We start from the raw sequence: 21,334 nt of genomic DNA, 5'->3' as shown, positions 1-21,334 counted from the left end.
CCGGAGCGAGCATCCGCCCGGGCCGGTGCCGGGTCGTCCGTCGGGAGCCCGAGGGCTCGCGAGGACTGACGCTCCGTCCTCCGTCCTCCCTGCATGCGGCCCGTGAGGCCACCGTGGCATGTGGGCCATGAGGGGCCCACCGTGGTGGTGGACGTGGCCCTTGAGGAGGGAGCCGCATGGCCATCGCGTCGATACCCGGACTGGGAACGAAGGAGGAGGCGTGGCCGGCGCTTCCATTCGCGGAGTGGAAGGACACCTATGCCACGCTGCACCGGTACACCCAGGTGCTCGGCAAGGTGCGGCTGACGCTGACGCCACCGGAGAACCACTGGTGGAATGTGTCGTTCCGCGTGACGGCGCGGGGTCTGACGACAGGGCTCATCCCCTATGGGAATGGCGGCTTCGAGGTGGACTTCGACTTCCTCGCCAGCGAGCTGCGCTTCCTGACGAGTCAGGGGGACGTGCGCGTCATGGAGCTGACGTCCCGACCGGTGGCGGAGTTCTACCGGGATGTCATGGCCACGCTGCGCTCGCTGGGCATCGAGACCCGCATCTGGGAGCAGCCGGTGGAGATACCGGACGACACCACGCCGTTCAGTCAGGACCGGCACCACGAAACCTATGTGGCCGAGCACGCGCAGCACTGGTGGCGGGCGCTGCTCCAGGCGGACCTCATCCTGAAGGAGTTCCGGGCCCGCTTCACCGGCAAGTGCAGCCCGGTGCAGTTCTTCTGGGGGAGCTTCGACCTGGCGGTGACGCGCTTCGGTGGCCGGCCCGCGCCGGTGCGTGAAGGCGCGGACGCGGTGACGGCCGAGGCCTACTGCGAGGAGGTCTGCAGCGCGGGCTTCTGGCCCGGCAGCGAGGCCCTGGGCGGCGCGGCGTTCTATTGCTACGCGGCACCGGAGCCGACGGGCTTCGCCGCCGCGCGCGTGGAGCCGGCGGAGGCGGGATACGACCCGGGCCTCAAGGAGTTCCTGCTGCCCTACGAGTCGGTGCGCCACGCGAAGGACCCCAAGGCGTTCCTGCTCGACTTTTTCCAGACGAGCTACGACGCCTGCGCGAACCTGGGGAAGTGGGACCGGGACCGGCTGGAGCGGCCGCTCATCATTCCCGACAGCTTGAAGGCGGCTCGCGGCTCCGTCAGTGCCACGGAGGCCGAGCAGCCCACCGCCGACAGTCACTCGTGAGGGCGTGGCTCCGTGGCCGTTGCGTGATGCACCCGTGCGCGCCAGGGCGGAGATGCGCCGTGGCGTTCAGTACGGTGGCAGCAAGCGGCGGAAGCCGTGTGCGAGCACGATGGCGAGGACTCCCAGGTTGCGCGGGAGCAGTCCGGGCCAGAAGAGGGCGAGCGGGCCCGTCCTCTCGGCAGGGGGTTCGCCTGAGGGGAACTGCCGCGCCAGGCGTTCAGCGAGCGTCCGCATCCACTGCGTTGAGCGAGGCCACTCGGCGACGCCGTCCAGCCATGCCTGGGGAATGCCGCCCGCGCCGACGGTGGCTCCGAGCATGCCTCCCACGATGGCGCCCACCGTGTCCGTGTCTCCGCCGAGCAGGATGACTTCCTCCACCGCGCGGGGGAGGTCGTCCGGGTGGCGCAGCCACGCATAGAGGGCCACGGGCACGGTGTGCATGACGTAGCCCGTGACTCCACGTCCCAACCCGAGGACCTCGGCGAGCTCCGTCAGGGAGGCACCGCGCGCCAGTTGGGCGCTCAGCGTGTCGAGGACCGCGTGAAAGTCAGGGGTGGTGGTGGCTTCGCGCAGCATGCGCAGCGCGGCCTCCGAGTCCTTCACGCCCTCGGGCCCATGCAGGGCGCCGTACGCGGCGGCTCGTGCGACGAGGCGCGCTCCGTCCTCGGCCCGGGGATCTCGATGGGTCAGCCGTGTGGAGGCCCGCACGAAGGCATCGAGCCGCTCTGGCTGCGCGGCGAGACAGGCTCCCAATAGAGGCGCCCGCATCGCCGGGCCGTTGCCCGCGGAGACGACGCCGCTGTGCTCGGGCGGGAAGCCGCACCACAACTTCATGATGGCGCGCACGGTCGCCCAGCCGATGCCCGCGGGCAGGGCGAGGAACCACCCGCGTAGTCGCCACCCGAGGTTGCGAGCGAAGCGCGGCGCGTCCTCGGGTTGCGCGAGCAGGGCCTGTCCCGTCATGCACGCGTGCTCCGTGTCATCGCTGGCGAAGCCCCGGCCCAGCACCAGCCGGTGTCGCAGCGGCGCGCCTCCGAACATGCGGTGCGCCCGTCGAGGGCCGAGCCCTTCCCGGGGCAGACCCAGGGCGTCTCCCACGAGGGTTCCGAGCAGTGCACCGGTGATGAGGTCCTGACGTGAGCGCGAGTCCATGTCCGGGACGAATGCAATCACGGAGCCCGCCCCGCGCCGAGAGTGTTCACAGTCTCGGCGCGAAGGGCGCCTGACAGATTGGCAAGGCTCGTCGGGAGGCGGCGTCAGGATGTCGGGGCCGCACGCGAGTCGATGCCGCCGCCATGCTCAGCCCATGCTCCGTCGCAATGCTGGCAGGGCGCGTCGAGAGGTGATCTCAATGAGTTGGTGCGTGCGCGCGAGTCGCATCCACCGCGCCATGCTCAGCCCATCCGTCGACGCCACGCACGCGTGAGCAGGAGCGCGACGGCGACCACACCCACCACGCCCAGCAGCGTCAACCCGAGCAGCCACAGGAAGATGCGGTCCACCAGCATGGCGGCGCGCTGGAAGGCGTGGTCCACCAATCCGTAGCCGATCTGCTCGCCCTGCTGGAGTGTCTCCACGCGTTCGGTGTGAAGCGCCGCGAGAATCGCCTGCCGCTCGCCTCGCACGTCCCCCATGAGTGCCTGTCGCTCCGACTCGATGAACCGCTGGAGGGCCTCCCTGCCCGCGTCGAGCGCGCTCAGCACCGCGGTCCTCTCTCGGGCCACCATCGCGGGAGTCCCCGCCGCCAGCGCGCCCAACTGGTCCAGCGTGTCCACCACGCGGTCCAGGTCCCGCATCGCCTCCTTCGCGGGCAGCGTCCTCAGGACCTCCTGCGCCATCGACTCCACCTGCCAGCGGGCCTGTCGGGGGAGGGACGCGGCGTAGAGGTCCACGCGCGCGGTGATGTCGCGCACGTCTTCGACGAGTGCCCCCGCCGTCCCCCTCGCCCCCATCCCGGACAGAGACGTCACGTCCGCCAGCAACCCCACGGTGGACACCCGCGCGACGAGCGAGCCCACCAGCGGGTTCTTCGCGGCCCACTCATGGACGAGGCGGTGCGCGGGCGACACGTCCGCATGGCCGGACACGTCCTTCCACAGCGCCTCCACTTCGGCCTCCTGCTCGCGCAACATGCGCTCGGCCTTGGCTGTCACCTCGGGTGACGCACCCGCGGAGACGGCCCACTGCGGAAGCGCGAGCTCGAGCTGCGCGAGCAGGGCCCACGCATCCACCAGGGCCGCCACGGGGTCGGGCTGGAGCAACGCGGCCTGCATCGCCGGCACGGAGTTGATCTTGAAAGTGGTCATCGCCTCGCGCACGGAGGCCGAGCCCGAGCGCGCGGCGATTTCATCCGAAGAGACCTCCAGCAACCCGGAGAAGCGGCGCGCCATGTCCCGCACCCGCGTACGCAACGCCCCGACGGACAGGTCCGAGCGGCCCACGCGGCGCACCAACTCCGAGCGCGGCGCCGAGACGGTGCAACCGCCAAGGCAGGCGAGCAGCAAGACGCAGCCAGCGAGTCGGCGGACGCGAGACATGGAGCGCAGGCAACCTGGGCATGTCCGCCCGCGCCGACGAGTGTTCCCGAGGACACGCCCGTGTCCGACGCCTGACGCTCCCATACCTCAATGGCGTCGGACACGGGCCCGCACGTCACTTCTTCCCGGGCTTGGGCGGGAAGCGCTCCAGGATTTCCTTCACGGACTTGTCGATGTTCGACTGCCGCTTCTCCGCCTTGGCGTTGTCGTCAATCTCCGCCTGCGCCTGCCCGCGCCAGACGAGCTTCTTGGACTCGGCGTCCACGATGTCCAGCAGGAGGGTGCCCTGCTCGTACTCGCGCACATACGTCTCGGGCGCGGACATGGCGACGGTCCCACCGCCGTAGAACGGGTCCCACATCGAGTTGTACGGATAGCCGTAGTAGGAGTTGACGGTGTCCGCTTCAATCTTGTTGTCGATGGCCCCATGCCAGCCGATGAGGAAGTTGGGGTTCGCCCCCGCATCCACCTTCTGGTAGCCGTGCGACTGCAGATACGCGTCGGCCGCGTGCTGCACCTGGCCACCGACGATGGGATTGTAGACGCGCTTGTCGGTCCCCTCTGGCTGCGGGAGCCACGCGTAGGTCTTGTATCCGTCGATCTGCTGGACGGCGCTGGGGTCGTAGTTGCTGCTCACGTCGATGCTCGCGCAGGCCGTGAAGGCCAGGCCCAGCAGCAGGGGTGCGAGTCGGGGCAGTAGACGCATGGAAGCCTCCTCGGTGGCGGCGCGACACGCGCCGTTGGCTCCCTGACGGTAGGCACGGGCGCTCATCGCCCCCGGGGACGGATGCCCGTCCGTCCCCGACTCCAGTCTCATTCCCGAGGGAAGGGCCTCAGTCTTCGCCCCGAGAGTCCCCCGGCAGCTCGTTCTTCCAAAATCGCTTGGTCTTCACGCCGCCGCCGCGCGCGAGGGCGAGCGCCAGCTTCGCCCGCTTCTCCGGAGCAAGCTCCTTGGCCAGCGCCTGGTACATCTCCCGGTCCAGCGCGGCGATGCGCTCGCGCGCCTCGAACGCACGCTGCGCGGCGGCGTCCACCTGGGCCAGCGCCGCGCTGTCGCCCCGCGCCGCCTGATGCAGCGTGCGAGCCGCGTCGCGAACCTGCTCCCGCAGAGGCCGCCGCTTCTCGTCGAAGCGGCGCAACGTCTCTTCCATCTTCAGCGCCTGCGCGTTGTCCAGCTCCAGCGCGTCCGACAGCGTCAGCACCTGCCGCAGCCGCATCCGCTTCTCCGCGCGCTCCATCCGCTCGGCCTCGCGAGGCTGCTGCTCCGCGCCCTCCCTGTTGCCGGGCCGGGCCAGCGCCAGCCAGGGCACCAGCACCACCGTCACCGCCACCCACGACTTGCGAGTCATCGTCTTCACAGCGTCTCCCCCAGCAGCGCTTCCTCGTCCCAGCTCTCGACGTCGTCGAGCGCTTCCTCGTCTTCCCACTCGGAGCTGGCCTCCAGCGGCTCCAGCCCCGCCCAGGCCTCGAAGTCCGCCAGCGCCCGCGCTTCCACCGCGCGCTCCTCGGACGGCATCTCCTGGGGCTCCGGCGGGGTGTTCCAGTCCCAGGGGCGCGGGATGCCTGGCACCAGGACCATCACCGCCACCGCCGCGGCCGCCGCCACCAACGAGCCCACGGTGCGTCGTCGCAGCGCCTGGCTCATGCGCTCCCGCTTCCATGTGTCCAGCGCGCGCTGGGGCAGCGCTTCCTGCGCGTGCTTCTCCGCCGCCGTCGGCGCGGGCAACGTCAAGAGCGACAGGACCTCCACCGACGCGGCGAAGGCCTCGCGGCACCCCGCGCACGACTCCAGATGTTGGAGCAGGGCCACGGTCTCCGACGCCTCCAGAGCCCCCGCGGCGTGGAGATCCACCCGCGCTTCCTGGTCAGGGCATGCAGCCATCAACGCATCTCCTCGGGCTCGCCCACCCGCGCCTTCAGGCGCTTCACCGCATGGTGGAACTGCACCTTCGCATTGTTCTCGGTGATGCCGAGCGTCTCGGCGATGTCCTTGAACGCCAACCCGGCGTCCACGCGCAGCGTCAACACCTCGCGCTGACGTCTCGGCAGCGTCAGCACCGCCTCGCGCACCTCGCGTGCTCTCTCCGCCCGCTCCAGGCCGTCCTGCGCGGACTCGCCAGGGGCCTCCGCCACCTCGTCGTTCGCGGCCTCCACCAGCACCGGCCGCCACCGCTGGCCGTGCCGCGCGTGGTTCTTCGCCAGGTTGAGGGCGATGCGCACCAGCCACGCGCGGAACGGCGCCGGGCCCACGGGCGTGAAGCGCGCGAACACCCGGCGAGAGGCCTCCAGCGCGCGCAGGAAGGCGGCCTGCGTCAGGTCCGCCGCGTCCTCGGGCCGGGTCGTGTAGCGGCGCACCAGCGAGAAGACGAGCGCCCGGTGCCGCGTCACCAGCACCTCGAAGGCCGCCTCCTCGCCGTCCAGGAAGACACGACAGAGCACCTCGTCCGGCGCCCGCTCCAGGGCCAGCCGGCGAGACGGCATCGCCACCACCCGGCCGCCTGTCTCCCTGATGCTCACGACGCCTTCAACCCCCGAGCCGCCCCCAGGTTATTTTTCGACGCGTTTCCGCCATCGCATCAATTCAGGAATCTCAGGAAATGACAGCGATTTGGCCGACACTCGGTTGTGACGTCGGGTTGCCCTGTTCGCTCGGCCGCTGTCAGAATGGCTGCGGTTGGTGCAACCCACGGACTTCTCATGGTTCTGGAAGGCTCGGGCTCTCGCATCAAGGGGGGCGTGCTCATATCCCGCTTGAACATGCTGCGCCGGCACGGCGGGCAGGTTCGGGTGGACGAGGTCCTCGGGCGGCTGCCCCCGTTGGACCAGGCATTGCTTCGCAAGTCGATATTGCCGGTGGCCTGGTATCCGCTGGAGCTGAACCTGCGGCTGGACTCGGCCATCGCGGAGGTGCTGTCGCCGGATGACGAGGGCCGGGCCTTCATCGACATGGGCCGCGCGTCCGCGGACGAGTCGCTCCACGGTCCGCAGCATGCCTTCGTGAGGGCGGGGGACCCACACTTCCTGTTGAGCCAGGCGGCGCGCATCTACCGGTTCTATTACGCGGTGGGCTCGCGCACGTACGACTGGACGGGGCCCCGGTCCGCGGTGCTGCGCACCTTCAGCGCGGAGAACGTCACGGAGGCCGACTGCCTCACCATCATCGGCTGGCACGAGCGAGCCATCGAGCTGTCGGGCGGTCAGTCGCCGCGAATCACCCACCCGATGTGCCGCGCCCGGGGCGCATCCCATTGCGAGTACTACTGCCTCTGGGACTGAAGCCCGGGGTTCAGGCTGCCGTGTCGTAGGCGACGGAGAGCGGGGTGGACTCGAGGTAGCGCAGGACGTCATCCAGGTGGCGGTACACGCGCACCTCGTGGCGGATGATGTCCTCGATGCGGCCGTCGGGGCCGATGATGAACGTGACGCGGCGGTCCACCCGGAGCACCGGCCAGAGCACGTCATAGGCCCGGCTGATGACCCGGTCCGGGTCTCCGAGCAGGGAGAAGTGGATGTCTTCCTTCTCCGCGAAGGCGCACTGGGTGCGCTGGGTGTCCACGGAGACGCCCACCAGCTCCGCGCCCAGCTCCTGGAGGCGGTGGTGGTTGTCTCTGAACGCCCGGTTCTCGATGGTGCAGCCGAGCGTGAAGGCCTTGGGAAAGAAGAACAGGACGACCCTGCGGCCCCGGAGCGCGGACAGGCTCAGGGGCGCGCCATGGCAGTCCGTGGCGGAGAAGTCCGGCGCGAGGTCTCCAATGGCGAGCATTCCGACGGCTCCCTTTCTGGTGGCCGCGACGGTCCACCGGTACCACGTTTTCCGCGCGAGTCCGGGGACGTATTCCCCACCGGACGCCACCCGTTCTCCCCTCGACTGCGGGACTGTGTCCTTCCCAAGTCCCGGGGAGGGGCGCGTCCTGCATCGCATGGTTGGAGTCACCGGGGTGTTAAGTAATGTTGAGCGCCGCGCCAGGGGGTGGAGCCGTCAACGCACCCGGCGACACCCGGTGCGGCGCTCACACCCCCCTCACTCCCGCGGAACGTAAGCCAGGCCGTCAGGGGCTTCAGCGAAACCCATGGGGGTTGAACAGGGGCTGTCTGTTCTGCTGGCAGTCGATGGTCTGCTGGATGAGGTTCGGATGGCGGAACGGGAGCAGGTTCATGCCCGGCGCGGCGAGTCCATCCGCCTCCAATTTGCTCTGGAGGAACTCGAGGCTCTCCTTGGGGGTGACTTGCGACTGGCAGGACTCGTCCAGGTAGACCTTGGGGTCGGGAAGGTAGTGGCCGGAGGCGGAGTCCGCCTGGGTGACCTGGCCTCCTTTCGCCAGCAGCATGCCCGCCGCATACACGTCGCCCCCTGACGCCAGATAGCTGTGGGGCACGGCGTTGTTCGTGGTGGCATCCGTCCCCGTGTAGGAGATGGCCACCCGCCCATCCTTCGCGCGGTGGGAATAGGCGTAGTAGCCGTCCTGGGCCAGGTCGTTCGGGCCCGACAGGAAGCTCACCCCGGGAATCTCGGTCGGGTCTTCGGGATAGCTCCACCTCCCCGTGGCGAATGCATTCAGCCAATCCTTCCAGACGCCATGATTGGACCAGGTCTTCGGCGCAACGGGGGCGTCGGCCATATCGCACGTGGGAAGAGGCATGGGCAGGAAGCTGTCCATGAGGCCGGGGACCTTGCACACGTCCTGCCGCAGGCCGGTCATGTTCGTCAGCGCGTTCGGCGGGCCACTGGGGCCCATGGGGAGCGACATCGCATTCGCCTTGGGCAGGATGTTCTCCACCGCGCTCTGGGCCGCGAGGAACATGGTGCCGTACTTCAACACCTTCCACGCGAGCCCACCCCAGCCTCCCGAGTCCTGCTGCGTGTCCTCGTCATCAAGGTCCTCCTGCGGCCCCACCGGGTAGTCCGTCCCCTCCCGGGCATTCAGCTGCTGGGTCAGCAGGTCCGCGGCGTCTTCGTAGTACTCGAACTCCTGGTCCTCCCCCATGGCCGCGAGCTGCTGCTTCATCTCGGGCCAGTAGCGGTCGGGAATGCCTTTGTCCCAGAGGAACTCCTCCACCGTCTTCCAGGCCTCGTCGACGCTCTCCGTGATGTCACCACTGGTGATGCGCATGCGCTGGACGACGGGGGCCCGTGGTGGGCCGCGCTGCAGCGCCGCCACCCTGGGGCTCGTGTTCAGCAATTGCTGGTAGCCGGACACGCGCTGGACCGGAGGGCTCTGATTGGCGCGTTGCTGGCATTGCGCGAGCCCCCGCTCCGCGCTCGTGTGGACTCCCTCCCCGCTCACGGTGCGCGAGGGATGGGCCATGCCGTGCATCTCAGAGGGGGCTGCATAGGCCGTCGCGCGCATGGGCTCAGCTCCTGTGGGCTGTCCCAAGAATAGACGCGGGGCTCGCCTCGGAAACAGTTGCTGGCGAGTCCTCCCACTCGAAGGGACTCCCCGCGTCGGGCCCCCTACCCGTGGAGTCGAGAGAGATGGGGATGGATGTGATGCGGAAAGCCCTGTCATGGAAAGCCGCTACAGCGCGGGCGCGCGCCGCGTGGATGGGATTTGAGGCGCTGTCCGGGGATGTCGGGTCGTCAACGGTGCAGCCACGCCATGTCACTGGGTTGAGAGGATATGGTGCTCAAGGGTTGTCTGGAATTCGTGATGGGATTGCCCTGGATGGCGGTGTGTCTGTTTTGTGGAGTGCGTTGTGATAGTCCTTGGGCGCGCCAATCCAGGCGTGACCGGCGTACCGGGAGGTTGCACATGGAACATTCGAACCGTGATGAAATCCTTGCGCAGACCCTGATGGAGATGCAGAGCGCGGAGCCCGAGGGCTTCGAGAGCTCCGGACTGAACCCCTGCAACCTGAGCGACTCCAACGCCGAGCACACCATCGGCATGTGGTCGATCTGGACCACCGAGCAGAACAACTAGTCGCACCGCGCGACTTCGCGGGTACCTGCCCCAGGCGCTGGTGGTGGCCTGGGGCAGGCGTAAAGGCCGGGCGGGACGTCTGGCGCGGTGTTCATGCGCAAGGCCCCGAGCTTCAAACCATGGGCAATCTCAACCTGCTGCCGCAGCACATCCGGGGAGTCGCGAGATGAGCAAAGTGGACGAGCGAGTCTGGGCCGGCATCGATGTCCTGCTTGATGATTACGCGCGCCTCATGCCGGAGGACCAGGTCCTGGTGGCCTACACGCCCGAGAGTCGCGAGTCCGCCGCGTGGATTGCCACCGTCTTGCGGATGCGTGGGATGGAGGCGGCCTTGTTGGGGATGCGGCCCAAGCCCTTCCCCGACGAGACCTTCCCTCAGCGCCTGGACGCGGCGTTGCCGCCTCCGGAGAGCCTCAAGGGCAAGCTGGTCATCATCACCGTCGAGCGCGACTCGATGTCGCACATGATGACCTTCCGCAACGCCCTGGCGCGCTACGATTTGGACAAGTGGCTGGCGGTGCGAATCATCAACGCCTCCCAGGACTTCTTCCTCAAGGCGCTGAACGTCAGGTCCGGGATGTTGTCGGAGCTCAACGCGGGCTTGCTGGACCGGTTCATGAAGGCGCGCGAGCTGAAGGTGAAGACTCCATCGGGAACGGACCTGCGTATCGGGCTCGACTCGGAGCGGTACCGGTGGATCAGCAACCGGGGCGTGTGGCGTCCTGGGAGCTTCGTCATCCTGCCTGCGGGAGAGGTGGCCACCTTTCCGGGCACCGTGGACGGTGTCCTGGTCGCCGACGGGGCCTTCAACATCAATGCCTTGACGCAGGTTGATGCGCGTCTGGCGAAGAATCCCATCCGCATCCGGATTCAGGACGGCCATGCCGTCGATTACGAGTGTGACAGTCCCGAAGTGAGCCGCCTGGTGGAGGCGGTCTTCGCCCAGCCCAACTCCAGACGGGTGGGGGAGGTGGGGTTCGGGACGAACGGAGGGCTGGGGGAGTTCATCTCCATGAACTCTCACATCAACGAACGTCATCCGGGCGTGCACCTGGGTTTTGGCCAGCACAACCAGAGCATCCATGTCCTGGACTACTACTCGCCCATCCACATGGACCTCATCTCCCCGGGAGGGCAGGTGTGGGTGGATGACGACCAGGTGCCGTTGGACCTGCTGAATCTCAAACCCTCGCAGGTGCCTCACCCCAAGCTGGTCTTCAACGAGGACATCGACGGGAACTGCTGCGGGTTGACCGGCGACGAGGAGATGCGGGAGGTGTGCCCGCTGCCGGATCGCCTGAAGGCCTCCACGCGGACCCAGCGGGCGGGATGAGCCCGGGCCCTCCGCCCGGTCTCTGGCGCAACGCCACCTTCCTGCGGCTGTGGGCGGCGCAGACCGTCACGTTGACGGGCTCGGCGGTGACCAAGGTGGCGCTGCCGCTCGTCGCGGTGACCATCCTGAACCTCACGCCCCAGCAGATGGGGTTGCTGATGGCCGTGGAGATTGCGCCGACCCTGCTGCTGCGGCTCCCCGCCGCGGCGTGGGCCGATGCGAGCTCGCGTCAGGTGCCCGTCCTGGTGGCGTGCAGCCTGACGAGCAGCCTGCTCATCGCCTCCATTCCGTTGCTCTGGTGGATGGGCCTGTTGAGCTTCGGGTTGCTCCTGGGGATGGCTTTCTGTCTGACCTCGGTGAGCGCCATTGGCGGGATGTTCGCCGCGCCCATCCTCCCCGCGGTGGTGGGGGATGGGCAGTTGGTGGAGGCCAATGGCCGGTTCAGCGTGACGCGCAACCTGGCGGACGTCTCGGGGCGCAGCCTGGGGGGCCTGCTCGTCTCCGTGCTCTCGGCGCCCGTGGCGCTGCTCGTGGACGCGGCCTCCTTCGCGGTGGCCGCGCTGCTGACGGTGGCAGTGCGGGTCCCCCGCAAGCCGCAGCATGTCCCGGCGAGGAACACGGCAAGCCTGAAGGGGCTCACCCTGGGCTTCTCGCTGCTGCTCCAGCGGCCCTTCCTGGGCCTGGGGCTCGTCATCGTCGGGTATCTCTGTCTGGCCAATGGCGTGGTCTCCGCGCTGCTGGTCCTCTTCATGTCCGGGGACCTGGGCATGTCGCCGTCGCTCATCGGTCCCATCGTCGGGGTGGGCTCCGTGGGGGGCATCGTCGCCAGCCTTCTCGTGGGGACCTTCCACCGGCGCCTGGGAGCGCAGTGGACCGTGGCGGTGGCAGTGGCCCTGCTCACCGGCTCGTTCGCGTTGCTGCCGCTGGCCCGGCCCGGGGCGCTGGGACTGGTGGCGTGCCTGAACTACGAGTTGATGGGCAGCTTCGGCGCCTCGCTCCTGCTCATCACGCTCTTCGCGGAGGTCCCCCGGCAGGTGCCCTCCAACGCGCTCGCCCGGGTCATGGCCGTCATCAGCCTGATGCCCGAGGTCTCGACGATGCTGGGCGCGCTCCTGGGCGGAACGCTGGGGACTTCGCTGGGCATCCCCCGGGCCTTCGCGGTGAGCTTCGCCTTTGCCCTGCTGTCGGGGACCGCGCTGGCGCTGGGGCTCGCGTGGCGCCGTCGCCTGTTGCTCAAGCGCCAGGCCATGGTGGGAGGTTAGGACCCTGACGGCTCAAGCGTACACGCTGGACAATGGGCTCACCGTCGTCTTCGAGCGACGAGACACCGCACGTGCTGTCGCCTTCCAGGTCTGGGTCCGGGCCGGCAGCGCGGATGAGCGGCCCGACCAGCTGGGCCTGGCCCACCTGCATGAGCACATGCTCTTCAAGGGGACATCGCGTCGGGCACCCGGGGATATCGCTCGCACGGTGGAAGCCCATGGTGGGCAGATCAACGCCTGGACGAGCTACGACCAGACCGTCTTCCATGTCGTCATCGCCAGTCGGTTCGCCCGGCTGGGGCTGGACATCCTCGCGGACGCGGTGCGTGGCTCCTCGTTCGACGCGGGAGAACTGGCGCGAGAAATCGAGGTGGTGTGCGAGGAGATCAAACGCAACGAGGACCTCCCCGCGCGACGGGCCTCGCGACAGTTGTTCGCCGCCGCCTACCCCCAGCATCCCTACGGACGCCCCGTGATTGGCACGGCCGCGAGCGTGCGCGACTTCACCCGGGAGCGGGTGCTCGAGTTCTACGCGCGGCACTACACCCCGCGAAACCTGGTGCTCAGTCTCGCGGGCGACTTCGACGAGTCGCGGCTGCGCGCATGGGTGGACGAACTCCTTGGCGGTGACTGGGGGCAGCACCACTCGGGGCCGCTGCGGCGTCCCGCCGAGCCGGAGCGCACCGCGCCGCGGATATGTCTGCGAGAAGATGGCGCGAAGGAGGCATGGCTGCATCTGGGCTTCTCCATCCCGGACGTCGCGCATCCGGACGTGCCGGCGCTGGACGTGCTGGCGCTGCTGACGGGGCAGGGGGAGCGCTCGCGGGTCATCCGGGAGTGCAAACGCAAACAGGGCCTCGTCAGGGCGCTGGAGTCCTCGTCCTATACGCCCTTGGACCCCGGGCTCTTCTCCCTCCGGTTCACGCTCGCGCCGAACCAGGTCGCGGAGGCGGTGGAGGAGGAGCTGCGGGTGCTGGCCCGGCTGCGCGCGGAGCCGGTGCCCGCCGAGGAGCTGGCGATGTTGCAGGCCCACTTCGAGGCGCGGGCCGTGCAACAGCGCGAGGAGGTGCAGGAGCTGGCGCGGCGGCTGGGCTATTACCAGTTCATGCTGGGCGGCCTGGAGGCGGAGGCGCGCTACCACGAGGCCATCGCTCGGCTCACCCCGGAGCGATTGCATGAGGTGGCGGAGCGCTACCTGCGCTTCGACCGGGCTGTCCTCACGGGGCTGCTCCCCCAGGGCTGCGACTTCTCCACCGAGAGGGCGGAGGTGATGTTGATGCACGCCGCGCACGACGGTGCGTCACGGGGGCGCGCGCCAGCCTCGGTGCGTGGAGGGCCAGCGCCGCTGCCTCGGCTCGTGAGGCGCAAGACGACCGAGACGGCTCAAGGGCTGGTGGAGTCGCGACTGCCTTCGGGGGCACGGGTGTTGGTGCTGGAGTCGCGCGCGGTGCCGCTCGTCGCGATGCGAGCCTGCTTCGCGGGCGGCGTGCGTTACGAGACCGCGGAGACCAACGGGCTCACCACGTTGCTTGGTCGCTGCCTCACGCGTGGCACGGCCACTCGCGATGCACAGGAGGTTGCGCGGCAGGTCACCGCCATGGCGGGCTCGCTCCAGGGGGCCCATGGGCGCAACCTGGTGGAGCTTCGCGGCGAGTTCCTGTCACGCCACTTCCAGCCCGCGTTTCGTCTCTTCGCGGACTGCCTGCGCGCCCCGCTGTTCTCCGAGGGTGAGGTGGCTCGCGAACGCGGGAACTTGTCCAGGGAGCTGGGCACTCGCGATGGCAAGCCCGAGGGCCGGGTGTTCGATGTCCTCGCGAGCACGCTCTACCGCACGCATCCCTACCGGTTGCCGGTGTCAGGGGAGAGCAGCGCGGTGGCGCGACTGGGCCCCGAGTCGCTGCGTGCCTGGCATGCGGCCTACATGAACCCAGCGCAGATGGTGCTGAGCGTGGTGGGGGACGTGCGCGCGGAGGAGGTGCTGGCGCGAGCGCATGAGCTGTTCGGCGACGCCTCGGGCGCGCTGGCCGCACCGCCCCCCGTGGCGCCAGAGCCGCTTCCGGAGTCGCCGCGCGAGCACAGGCAGGTGCTCGCGCGCTCCTTGACCCATCTGGCGCTGGGCTTCATGGGGGCACGGGTGACCGATTCGTGGCGCCACGCCTTGAAGGTGCTCAGCACGCTGCTCGCGGGGCAGGGCGGGCGATTGTTCCGCGAGCTGCGTGACAAACGCGCCATGGCCTACAGCGTGAACAGCTACAGCATGGAAGGCGTGGACCCTGGCTACCTCGCCATCTACATGGGGACGAGCCCGGAGAAGGTGACAGCGGCGCTGGTGGCCATCCGCTCCGAGCTGGAGCGGGTGAGGGATGAACGGGTGAGCGAAGAGGAACTGGAGCGGGCGCGCCAGCACCTCATCGGCACGCATGAGCTGGGGCTGCAGCGCAACGCCGCTCGTGCGGCGATGCTGGCGATGGATGGGTGTCTCGGGGTCGGACAGGAGAACTTCCAGCACTACGCGCAGCGGGTCTCCGAGGTGACGGCCGACCACGTGCGTGACGTGGCCCGGCGGGTCATCGACTTCGAACGCAGCGCCCTGGCGGTCGTCGGTCCCTGACGGGGGAAGGCCCTCGCGGCTCCGTCTCCATCATTGCGTGAGCATGAGCAGCGTGGCGCCGGCTTCCACCCGCGCCCACGGCTGGACGTTCTGCTCCACGGTGGGAAAGGGGCGCCCCGGCTCGGCGACGAAGAGCACCTTGGGGAAGACATTCACCAGCGTCTCCTGACCCTTCCCGTCTCCATCGGAGAAGAACACCGAGAACCAGGGCATATAGGTCATTGGATCGTAATAGGTGCGCTTCGCGGGCGGCGGCATGAACCAGTCCAGGGGCAGCTCCACCTCGATGGCCTCCGGGGAGGTCCACCGAATCGTCGGTGGTGGCGTGTCCTTTTTCTTGGGAGGCTTGAACCACGTGGCCACGGGCACCCCCAACGCGTTGCGCGCGACCCCCAGCTCCACCGGTCGATTCTCCATGCGCTTTGTGGTGCCCCACTCCGACCATCGCAGCTCGAGGTGGTCCGCCGCGAGGATGGCCTTGGGACTGGCATCTGCGGCAACGACTGTCTTGTCATCCTTCAGCCGGACACTGACCACCATCAGGTCGCCCCGGCGACGCAGGCTCACCGTCAGGTCCGCATCCTCGAGTCCCTTCCAGTTCTTCTGGCCCCAGGTGACCTTTCCCGGAGTCGGAAGCACCGTCGACTCCAGGTCCGTCACCACCTGCGCCGGGCCTTCCCACCGGGTCTCATTCCCCTCGGGGTCCTGTTCCTCCGAGGTCGGCGCCGTGTAGTTGTAGGTCTGGGCGCGCTGGGTCAGCAGGTCCATGCGGTTCGAACTGGAATATGTCGTCACGTGGCTCGCCACGAGCAACGGGCCATTCCGGTCGAAGCGCAGCGACACCGATGACGAACTTCTCATCCCGGTTCGTGGCAGCAGTAGGACCGGTTTGCCCGTGTTTGACGCTTCCGGGGTGGGGGACGGGCAGCCCAGTTCGACGTCCAATCCCACGCCTGTGTTCATCGCGAAGCGCTCTCCGCTGGCCAGCCCCACCAGCGTGACCGGGGCTCCATCCCCGCGCCTCGTTTCGTCGCTTTTCACCAGGGAATAGCAGACCACCTCGTCCTCGCGCCCATCACCGTCGAGGTCCACCTGGTATCGCGTCAGGACCTTTGGCTGCTCCTCCTTCGCTCGCGCGTCGAACCAGCTCGAGAAGGCGGCAGGCGCAGGCTCGGCGCGTGCGGCGGCGGGTGGCACGGAGTGAAGGGTGACAAGCACGGGCAGCCACGGGGCGAAGGCCATGCCCCCTCACTGAACCCCGGGAGATACATGCACGCAAGGGCAGACCTCGACGCGGAGCGAGTCCACTCCGAGGAGACGACGAGTCCCATCCCCTCTGCGCACGGAGCCCGAGCCGAAACTGGACGTGGCGCTCGCTCTCCATCGGCATCGGGGGGACAGCCACCAGGCCCCTTGTTATTCCGAGGACTTGCCGAGGGCACCTGGATGAAATCGTCGCCGTGTCGATCTCCCGGAAGGCCGTTCGTCGCGAGGGTAGAGGCAGCGCCCCCGGGACGGTCCAGGAGCCTTGCCACCAGACCTGAAGTGACACCGAGGAGGAGTACGCCATGGGAACGGGAACGACGCTGAACGCAGAGGTCACCGGAGCGGGCCAGGACACGAAGTCGTTTGCTCGCCACCTTCCAACCGTTGCGAGGGTCCTGTTGGGGCTCCTCTTCTTCGTCTTCGGGCTGAACGGCTTCCTGAACTTCATCCCGCCGCCTTCCGAGCCCATTCCCGAAGGCGCCATGGCGCTCAGCATGGCGTTCATGAAGTCGGGTTACATGATGCCGCTCATCAAGGGCACCGAGGTGCTCGTGGGCTTGCTGCTGCTGACGAACCGCTTCGTGCCGCTGGCGCTGGCCCTCCTCGCGCCCGTCGTCGTCAACATCGTCGCATTCCATGCCTTCCTCGCCCCGACCGGCATCGTGATGACCGTCGTCGTCCTGGCCCTCCACCTCTATCTGGCCTGGGCATACCGGGCGACCTACCGCTCCATGCTCGTCGCGCGGGCGGTGCCCGGCGCGAAGTGAGCGTTGCGGCGCGGGGAGCCACTCGCCCCTATGCCGCGGAGACGTTGGTGTAACCACCATCCACGGTGAGCACGCTCCCCATCATGTAGCGAGAGGACTCCGAGGCGAGCAGCAACAGGGGCTCATCCAGCTCCTCGAGGTGGCTGGTCCACCATGGCCCGGCCCTCCGCGGTGGCGAGGAACTCCCGGTTGATATTCGTCTCGAAGTAGCCGGGCGCCAGCGCGTTGACCCGGATGCCGTGGGGCGCCAGGTCGATGGCGAGTGCACAGGTCAGGTGATTGACGCCCGCCTTCGAGGCGCACTACGCGGGCAGTCCTCCCTGCACCACGCTGCCGAGGATGGATGAGACATTGATGAAGGAGCCCCCTCGTCCGTGCCAGATGAGATGGCGAGCCGTCTCCTGCGCCATCGTCCTCGCGCACCTTTTACGCCTCGGTGACTTCCCGCGCCCAGGCGTGCTGCGGCTGGAGGGACTCCCAGGTGGCTTCACGCCCACCCGGGAGTCTGTCCTTTCCTCGTCAGGGCGCCCTGTCGAAGTGGGCCTCCAACTTCACGTCTGCGTAGGCCGGGCGGGCCACGAGCATGAGGTAGTAATAGCCTCCGGTCGCGGGGGAGGCGATCTCCACCGTCTCGTCATTGCCCGGGAGGTAGGGCCGGTAGTCGTACACCGTCGTCGTGGGCCACGTGCCGGCGCGGGCGTACAGGTCCGCGTTGCCGGTGCCGCCGCTTGCCTTGAGGCGCAGGTTGCTCGCTCCGGGGGGCACGTAGAGATAGAAGTAGTGCACGCTGCCGGTGGAGGCGAGCGGGCCCCGATAGCAGCCGTTGTCCAGTCCCATGGGGTTGGAAGCCGTGCAGGGCGGAGTGGGGCCGGGTCCGGAGCCGGGTGGGATGCAGATGCTCGGGTCCGTGGCCGTCGCGACGCAGTCGATCCACTGGTGGAACTCCACGTCGTTCGCCGTGCCCAATGCGTCCAGGGACTGGCGATAGGTGCTGTAGTTGCCCGCGCGGAACTGTTCGACGAAGGTGTCCACCTGGTCTGAGTGTCGCTCGAACATGAAGCGCGTCGCCAGATAGCCCCACGAGTACACGCGGTCGGTGCTGCTGTTGTAGTCATTGCGCAGGATCTGGCTGAGCTGGAAGGTCTTGCCCCGGCCCAGGGCCACCGCGCTGGCGTTGTCGTTTTTCTTTGAGATGTACTCAGCCAGGCCCTCGATCCACCAGACGGTGGGCTGGCTGATGCTCGTGGTGAAGTCTCCCTTCATGTTGAAGCGGCCGTCCAGGTAGTGGATGTACTCGTGCCGCAGGTTCCAGATTTCAAAGGCGGGCCGCAGCCACTCCGCCTCGTAGGCGATGAAGCGGGCCTGATTGCCGGAGGCGGCGGGGTTTCCCTCCAGGTACATGCCGCCATTGTTGGTGTTGATGCCGAACAACACGCCGCCGTACGTCTGGTAGTCGAACCTGCTGTCGAAGACGACCATCTCCAGGGACGTGTTGTTGTCGCTCGCCACGGGCACACGGTTTGTCTTCAGCGTATCGTGGAAGGAGGTCTCCTGCGTGGCGACCTGGTCACAGCTCTGCGTGAGCTGTGGGGCCGTCATGTCCTGCACGCGCATGCGCAGCGTGGGGCCACACGTATGGGTGATGCCGAGCACCGTCTGCTCCAGCGTCCGCCGGAAGTCGCAGACACCGTAGTAGGCGCAGTTGGCTCCATCGTAGAACTCGACCATCTCCGCCGAGCCCACCCAGAGGCCCGCGGTGGGGCCCGTCATCGAGTGGTTGTCGATGACCGCCTTCACCAGGGGGCGCGTCTTGTTCTGGAGGGTTCCGGAGTGCTGGACGAAGCGAGCCATCTCTCGCGCCGCGTTGACGGTGAGGTACTGGTTGGACGTGGCCAGCAGGTGCTCGGTGCGGGTGATGAAGGAGTCGAGCGAGTCGATGAGGGACATGTCCGCCCGCACGGCCGCGACGAAGTCCGTGTTGAATTGCCCCCGGTAGATGCCGTTGAAGACGCTGTTGGTGGCGCCGCGCATGTATGTGGAGGCCACGGTGGTGTCATTGAAGCGGTCCAGCAGGCCCCGGAGGGTGCCCATGTGCCAGGCGGTCTCTCCCGCGCTGTCGATGAGGGTGACGAACTCCTGCAGCACCGCGCCGTGCGCGTCGTTGTTGTCCGTGAAGTGGCTGTTGGCGACGAAGGCCGCGAGCGCCGGGCGGATGGCGTTGCGCAGCGTGGTGCCGTAGCTGCCCACCGAGCCCGACTGGTAGAACTGCACGTAGTAGCCGGCGCGCAGGAACAGGATGAGCTGGAGCATCTGGGCGGTGTTGTTGCCCACGTACTGTTGGGCGTTGACCGTGAGCGCATTGGCGACGGTGACCATCTTGCTCTCGGCGAAGACCTGGCCGGCCTGCGTTCCCGTGACACCGAACAGCGTGTTGAGACACTCCGCCGTGGAGCCCTTCACCAGCGTGACGAGCCCGGTGCCACTGGCCGATGCGAAGGCCGCCGTGTCACAGGCGACCAGCAGGGCCCGCGAAAGTGCGACAGGAATATGCTCCCGGTGCAGTTCCTCGGGGGAGACATCCGGCTCACGCTGGTCGGGCCGGATGCGTTGATGGGTGTGTTCCAGCCCGTGGGACTTCCAGGAAGACTCGGCGGGCGGGGGACTCCTCGGGCGGGCGAGTGCCCCCGTCGAGAAGAGGGTGAGCGTGACAGCGAAGGCGATGGGACTGCGATACCAATCCGTGACAGGACAGCGCATGGACTCATGCTCCTGGGTGATAGGGCCTGCTGCGCGGAGTAAGCCGTTCCGGCCGACTCGGGTCGTGCTGGTGAAGTCGCGATAAAGTAGTATTAGCAGTCAGGCCTGACAGTGGGGCGGGCTGCCGCGGGCCGGGTCCGGGAGGGCGCGCTCCGATGGGCGCCCACGCTGGTCCCAGGGCGCGGAACCGAGGACGCCGTCCTCTCCAGGGGCTACTTCACTGAGAGTCCAGGTCGACCTTGTCGTTTCCCTGAGCTTTCGCGATGATGGATGCAGGGAAAGCCTGATTTCGTGGAGGGTGCGTCATGTCCGAGGAAAGACACACACGAGATATCGAAAACAAGCTCGACCACCACACCGCGGGTGGCACGGAAGGCGGGAAGTGTCTGAATCGACACGAGTCCCGCAAGCCGAACAACTCCTGCAGCCACATCTGGCAGGCCACGAAGAAGGCCCAGAGTGACGACGGGCTGTATAACTGGCCTCGCTACAAGGACATGCCGGGCACAATCCAGGTCTTCTTCCAGGGGCGCGAGGCGGAAGCCGGCAAGCCCCAGAAGGGAGATTGGGACGTCAAGGCCGGGAACTTCGACACCCACTGCGACGTGCCCTACTTCCACGAGGCGCATCACGTCATCCCGAATTCGACCCTGAGCACCACCATCAGCGACTACCTGGGCAACCCGGATGAAGGGGGCTCGCCGGAGCTGGTCACGGTGGTCCGGGGTGGGCTGCTCACCGCGGGCTACAATCTCAACCATATGGACAACATGATCATGCTCCCCCTCGACGCGACCGTCGCGCGGGTCATGCGCCTGCCCCGACACCGGACGCTGCCCAAGATGTATCACGGTGTCTACAGTGATCATGTCAAGAGCGAGCTGAAGGCGATGCTCGCCGACAACCTCGAGGACCTGGTCGATCACGAGGCCCCCAAGTACAAGGACTTCAAGGACAAGCTCATTGCCCTGTCCAATCGCCTCTATGGGTCCATCAAGCAGGCCGGCGAGGACGGGGTGGACGCGCTCGACCATATGGCGAAGGAACTTTTCAAGCAGCAGAGCGCCAGTTGAGACACGGTGGTGCTCACCCCGGAGGGAAGTGAATGAAGTATTTCCTGTTGTCGACGGTCGGAGACCTCAACGACCGCGATCTTTGCCTGATTGATGATCCTCCCAAGGGGATTGGCCTGCGCCGTTTCCTGATGACCAAGGGCCGGCCAGCCAAGGCTTTCTACCCCGCGGAGGCCAAGATCTTCCTGCGCGAAGAGAACCCAGGCATCAAGCTCTCTTCCGTGCTGGGGAACACGGAGAACTACCTCATCGCCTCATCCGAGGTGAAGACGGTGTTCGAGCAGCTCTGCGCGGGCTGCGATATCGAATATCTCCCCTTCGACTTGTATGACCACCGCGAGCGGCTCTACAGCAAGGATTACTTCATCATCAATCCCATCGGTGCGCTGGACTGTCTCGACGAGCAGGCCAGTGGCGTTACCTATGGTGAAGAAGGGAGTGTCATCGACATCGCGGAGTTCGTGCTGGATGACAAGAAGGTGGGGCAGGCCGCCGCGCTGTTCCGGATCGACAAGAAGCCCAGCAAATATGTCGTGGATGAGCGCTTCGTCCAGGCCGTCGAGGCGCGGGGGTTCACCAACGTCCTGCTGACACCGCTCCGCTTGTCGGGACAGGGCTGA

Annotated in this window: 19 protein-coding genes and 1 pseudogene; 9 read left to right on the top strand and 11 right to left on the bottom strand. The window is 67.7% G+C overall.

Features of this window, described 5'->3' with window-relative positions:
* Positions 1-176: 176 nt before the first annotated feature.
* Positions 177-1,187, top strand: a complete 1,011-nt coding sequence (locus HUA78_RS18980) for a DUF5996 family protein (protein ID WP_141642570.1) — start codon at positions 177-179, stop codon at positions 1,185-1,187.
* A gap of 66 nt (positions 1,188-1,253) precedes the next feature.
* Here the strand turns inward: HUA78_RS18980 and HUA78_RS18975 are convergent, their stop codons facing one another.
* The 6 genes from HUA78_RS18975 to HUA78_RS18950 all read right to left on the bottom strand — a co-directional run bounded on the left by HUA78_RS18975 (position 1,254) and on the right by HUA78_RS18950 (position 6,241).
* Positions 1,254-2,339 carry an ADP-ribosylglycohydrolase family protein gene (locus HUA78_RS18975; protein ID WP_174476843.1) on the bottom strand — a complete coding sequence of 362 codons (1,086 nt, stop codon included), beginning with the start codon at positions 2,337-2,339 and terminating at the stop codon, positions 1,254-1,256.
* Between the two features lie 242 nt (positions 2,340-2,581).
* Positions 2,582-3,724, bottom strand: a complete 1,143-nt coding sequence (locus HUA78_RS18970) for a chemotaxis protein (RefSeq protein WP_174476842.1) — start codon at positions 3,722-3,724, stop codon at positions 2,582-2,584.
* 115 nt (positions 3,725-3,839) lie between these two features.
* Entirely contained in the window at positions 3,840-4,430 is a 591-nt protein-coding gene (locus HUA78_RS18965; protein WP_141642572.1) for a DUF4136 domain-containing protein, read from the bottom strand.
* 127 nt (positions 4,431-4,557) lie between these two features.
* Positions 4,558-5,073, bottom strand: a complete 516-nt coding sequence (locus HUA78_RS18960) for a hypothetical protein (RefSeq protein WP_174457299.1) — start codon at positions 5,071-5,073, stop codon at positions 4,558-4,560.
* A gap of 5 nt (positions 5,074-5,078) precedes the next feature.
* On the bottom strand, positions 5,079-5,606 hold the full coding sequence (locus HUA78_RS18955; protein ID WP_174457237.1) for a zf-HC2 domain-containing protein: 528 nt from the start codon (positions 5,604-5,606) through the stop codon (positions 5,079-5,081).
* Complete coding sequence (locus HUA78_RS18950; RefSeq protein WP_141642574.1) at positions 5,606-6,241, bottom strand: RNA polymerase sigma factor; 636 nt, start codon at positions 6,239-6,241, stop codon at positions 5,606-5,608. The genes HUA78_RS18955 and HUA78_RS18950 overlap by 1 nt, the downstream gene beginning before the upstream one ends.
* Before the next feature lie 180 nt (positions 6,242-6,421).
* Between HUA78_RS18950 and HUA78_RS18945 the strand changes: the two genes are divergently transcribed.
* Positions 6,422-7,000, top strand: a complete 579-nt coding sequence (locus tag HUA78_RS18945) for a TIGR02265 family protein (protein WP_141642575.1) — start codon at positions 6,422-6,424, stop codon at positions 6,998-7,000.
* A 10-nt stretch (positions 7,001-7,010) separates the two neighbouring features.
* Here HUA78_RS18945 and HUA78_RS18940 read toward each other — a convergent pair whose 3' ends face one another.
* Together HUA78_RS18940 and HUA78_RS18935 are read right to left on the bottom strand one after the other, a co-directional pair.
* Positions 7,011-7,487 carry a peroxiredoxin gene (locus HUA78_RS18940; protein WP_141642576.1) on the bottom strand — a complete coding sequence of 159 codons (477 nt, stop codon included), beginning with the start codon at positions 7,485-7,487 and terminating at the stop codon, positions 7,011-7,013.
* A 295-nt stretch (positions 7,488-7,782) separates the two neighbouring features.
* On the bottom strand, positions 7,783-9,072 hold the full coding sequence (locus tag HUA78_RS18935) for a hypothetical protein (RefSeq protein ID WP_174476841.1): 1,290 nt from the start codon (positions 9,070-9,072) through the stop codon (positions 7,783-7,785).
* 402 nt (positions 9,073-9,474) lie between these two features.
* Here HUA78_RS18935 and HUA78_RS18930 point away from each other — a divergent pair, with 402 nt between their 5' ends.
* The 4 genes from HUA78_RS18930 to HUA78_RS18915 all read left to right on the top strand — a co-directional run bounded on the left by HUA78_RS18930 (position 9,475) and on the right by HUA78_RS18915 (position 14,851).
* The gene (locus HUA78_RS18930; protein ID WP_174457234.1) at positions 9,475-9,645 is read left to right on the top strand and encodes a hypothetical protein; all 171 of its coding nucleotides are present in this window, start codon (positions 9,475-9,477) and stop codon (positions 9,643-9,645) included.
* Between the two features lie 166 nt (positions 9,646-9,811).
* Positions 9,812-10,978, top strand: coding sequence for an aminopeptidase (locus HUA78_RS18925; protein WP_174476840.1), 1,167 nt, complete (start codon positions 9,812-9,814; stop codon positions 10,976-10,978).
* Positions 10,975-12,240 carry an MFS transporter gene (locus tag HUA78_RS18920; protein ID WP_141648383.1) on the top strand — a complete coding sequence of 422 codons (1,266 nt, stop codon included), beginning with the start codon at positions 10,975-10,977 and terminating at the stop codon, positions 12,238-12,240. Before HUA78_RS18925 ends, HUA78_RS18920 begins: the two co-directional genes overlap by 4 nt.
* Before the next feature lie 4 nt (positions 12,241-12,244).
* Positions 12,245-14,851 (top strand): pitrilysin family protein, encoded by a 2,607-nt coding sequence (locus tag HUA78_RS18915; RefSeq protein ID WP_174476881.1) that lies wholly within the window; start codon positions 12,245-12,247, stop codon positions 14,849-14,851.
* 30 nt (positions 14,852-14,881) lie between these two features.
* Here the strand turns inward: HUA78_RS18915 and HUA78_RS18910 are convergent, their stop codons facing one another.
* Positions 14,882-16,093: a hypothetical protein gene (locus tag HUA78_RS18910; RefSeq protein ID WP_174476839.1), complete on the bottom strand. Its 1,212-nt coding sequence runs from the start codon at positions 16,091-16,093 to the stop codon at positions 14,882-14,884.
* Between the two features lie 326 nt (positions 16,094-16,419).
* Between HUA78_RS18910 and HUA78_RS18905 the strand changes: the two genes are divergently transcribed.
* Complete coding sequence (locus tag HUA78_RS18905) at positions 16,420-16,884, top strand: DoxX family membrane protein (protein ID WP_174476838.1); 465 nt, start codon at positions 16,420-16,422, stop codon at positions 16,882-16,884.
* 122 nt (positions 16,885-17,006) lie between these two features.
* Here the strand turns inward: HUA78_RS18905 and HUA78_RS47720 are convergent.
* Both HUA78_RS47720 and HUA78_RS18895 read right to left on the bottom strand, forming a co-directional pair.
* A pseudogene (locus tag HUA78_RS47720) lies at positions 17,007-17,174 on the bottom strand (SDR family oxidoreductase); the annotation flags it as partial.
* 229 nt (positions 17,175-17,403) lie between these two features.
* Positions 17,404-19,641: a M9 family metallopeptidase gene (locus tag HUA78_RS18895; RefSeq protein WP_174476837.1), complete on the bottom strand. Its 2,238-nt coding sequence runs from the start codon at positions 19,639-19,641 to the stop codon at positions 17,404-17,406.
* A gap of 305 nt (positions 19,642-19,946) precedes the next feature.
* Here HUA78_RS18895 and HUA78_RS18890 point away from each other — a divergent pair, with 305 nt between their 5' ends.
* Together HUA78_RS18890 and HUA78_RS18885 are read left to right on the top strand one after the other, a co-directional pair.
* Complete coding sequence (locus tag HUA78_RS18890) at positions 19,947-20,714, top strand: AHH domain-containing protein (RefSeq protein WP_174461785.1); 768 nt, start codon at positions 19,947-19,949, stop codon at positions 20,712-20,714.
* A 32-nt stretch (positions 20,715-20,746) separates the two neighbouring features.
* Positions 20,747-21,334, top strand: a complete 588-nt coding sequence (locus HUA78_RS18885) for an imm11 family protein (protein ID WP_141648388.1) — start codon at positions 20,747-20,749, stop codon at positions 21,332-21,334.

The sequence above is a fragment of the Myxococcus sp. CA033 genome, assembly GCF_013336625.1.
GTDB lineage: Bacteria > Myxococcota > Myxococcia > Myxococcales > Myxococcaceae > Myxococcus > Myxococcus llanfairpwllgwyngyllgogerychwyrndrobwllllantysiliogogogochensis.
The sequence above is the reverse complement of the archived record's forward strand: the minus strand, read 5'-3'. Positions and strand labels throughout refer to the sequence as shown.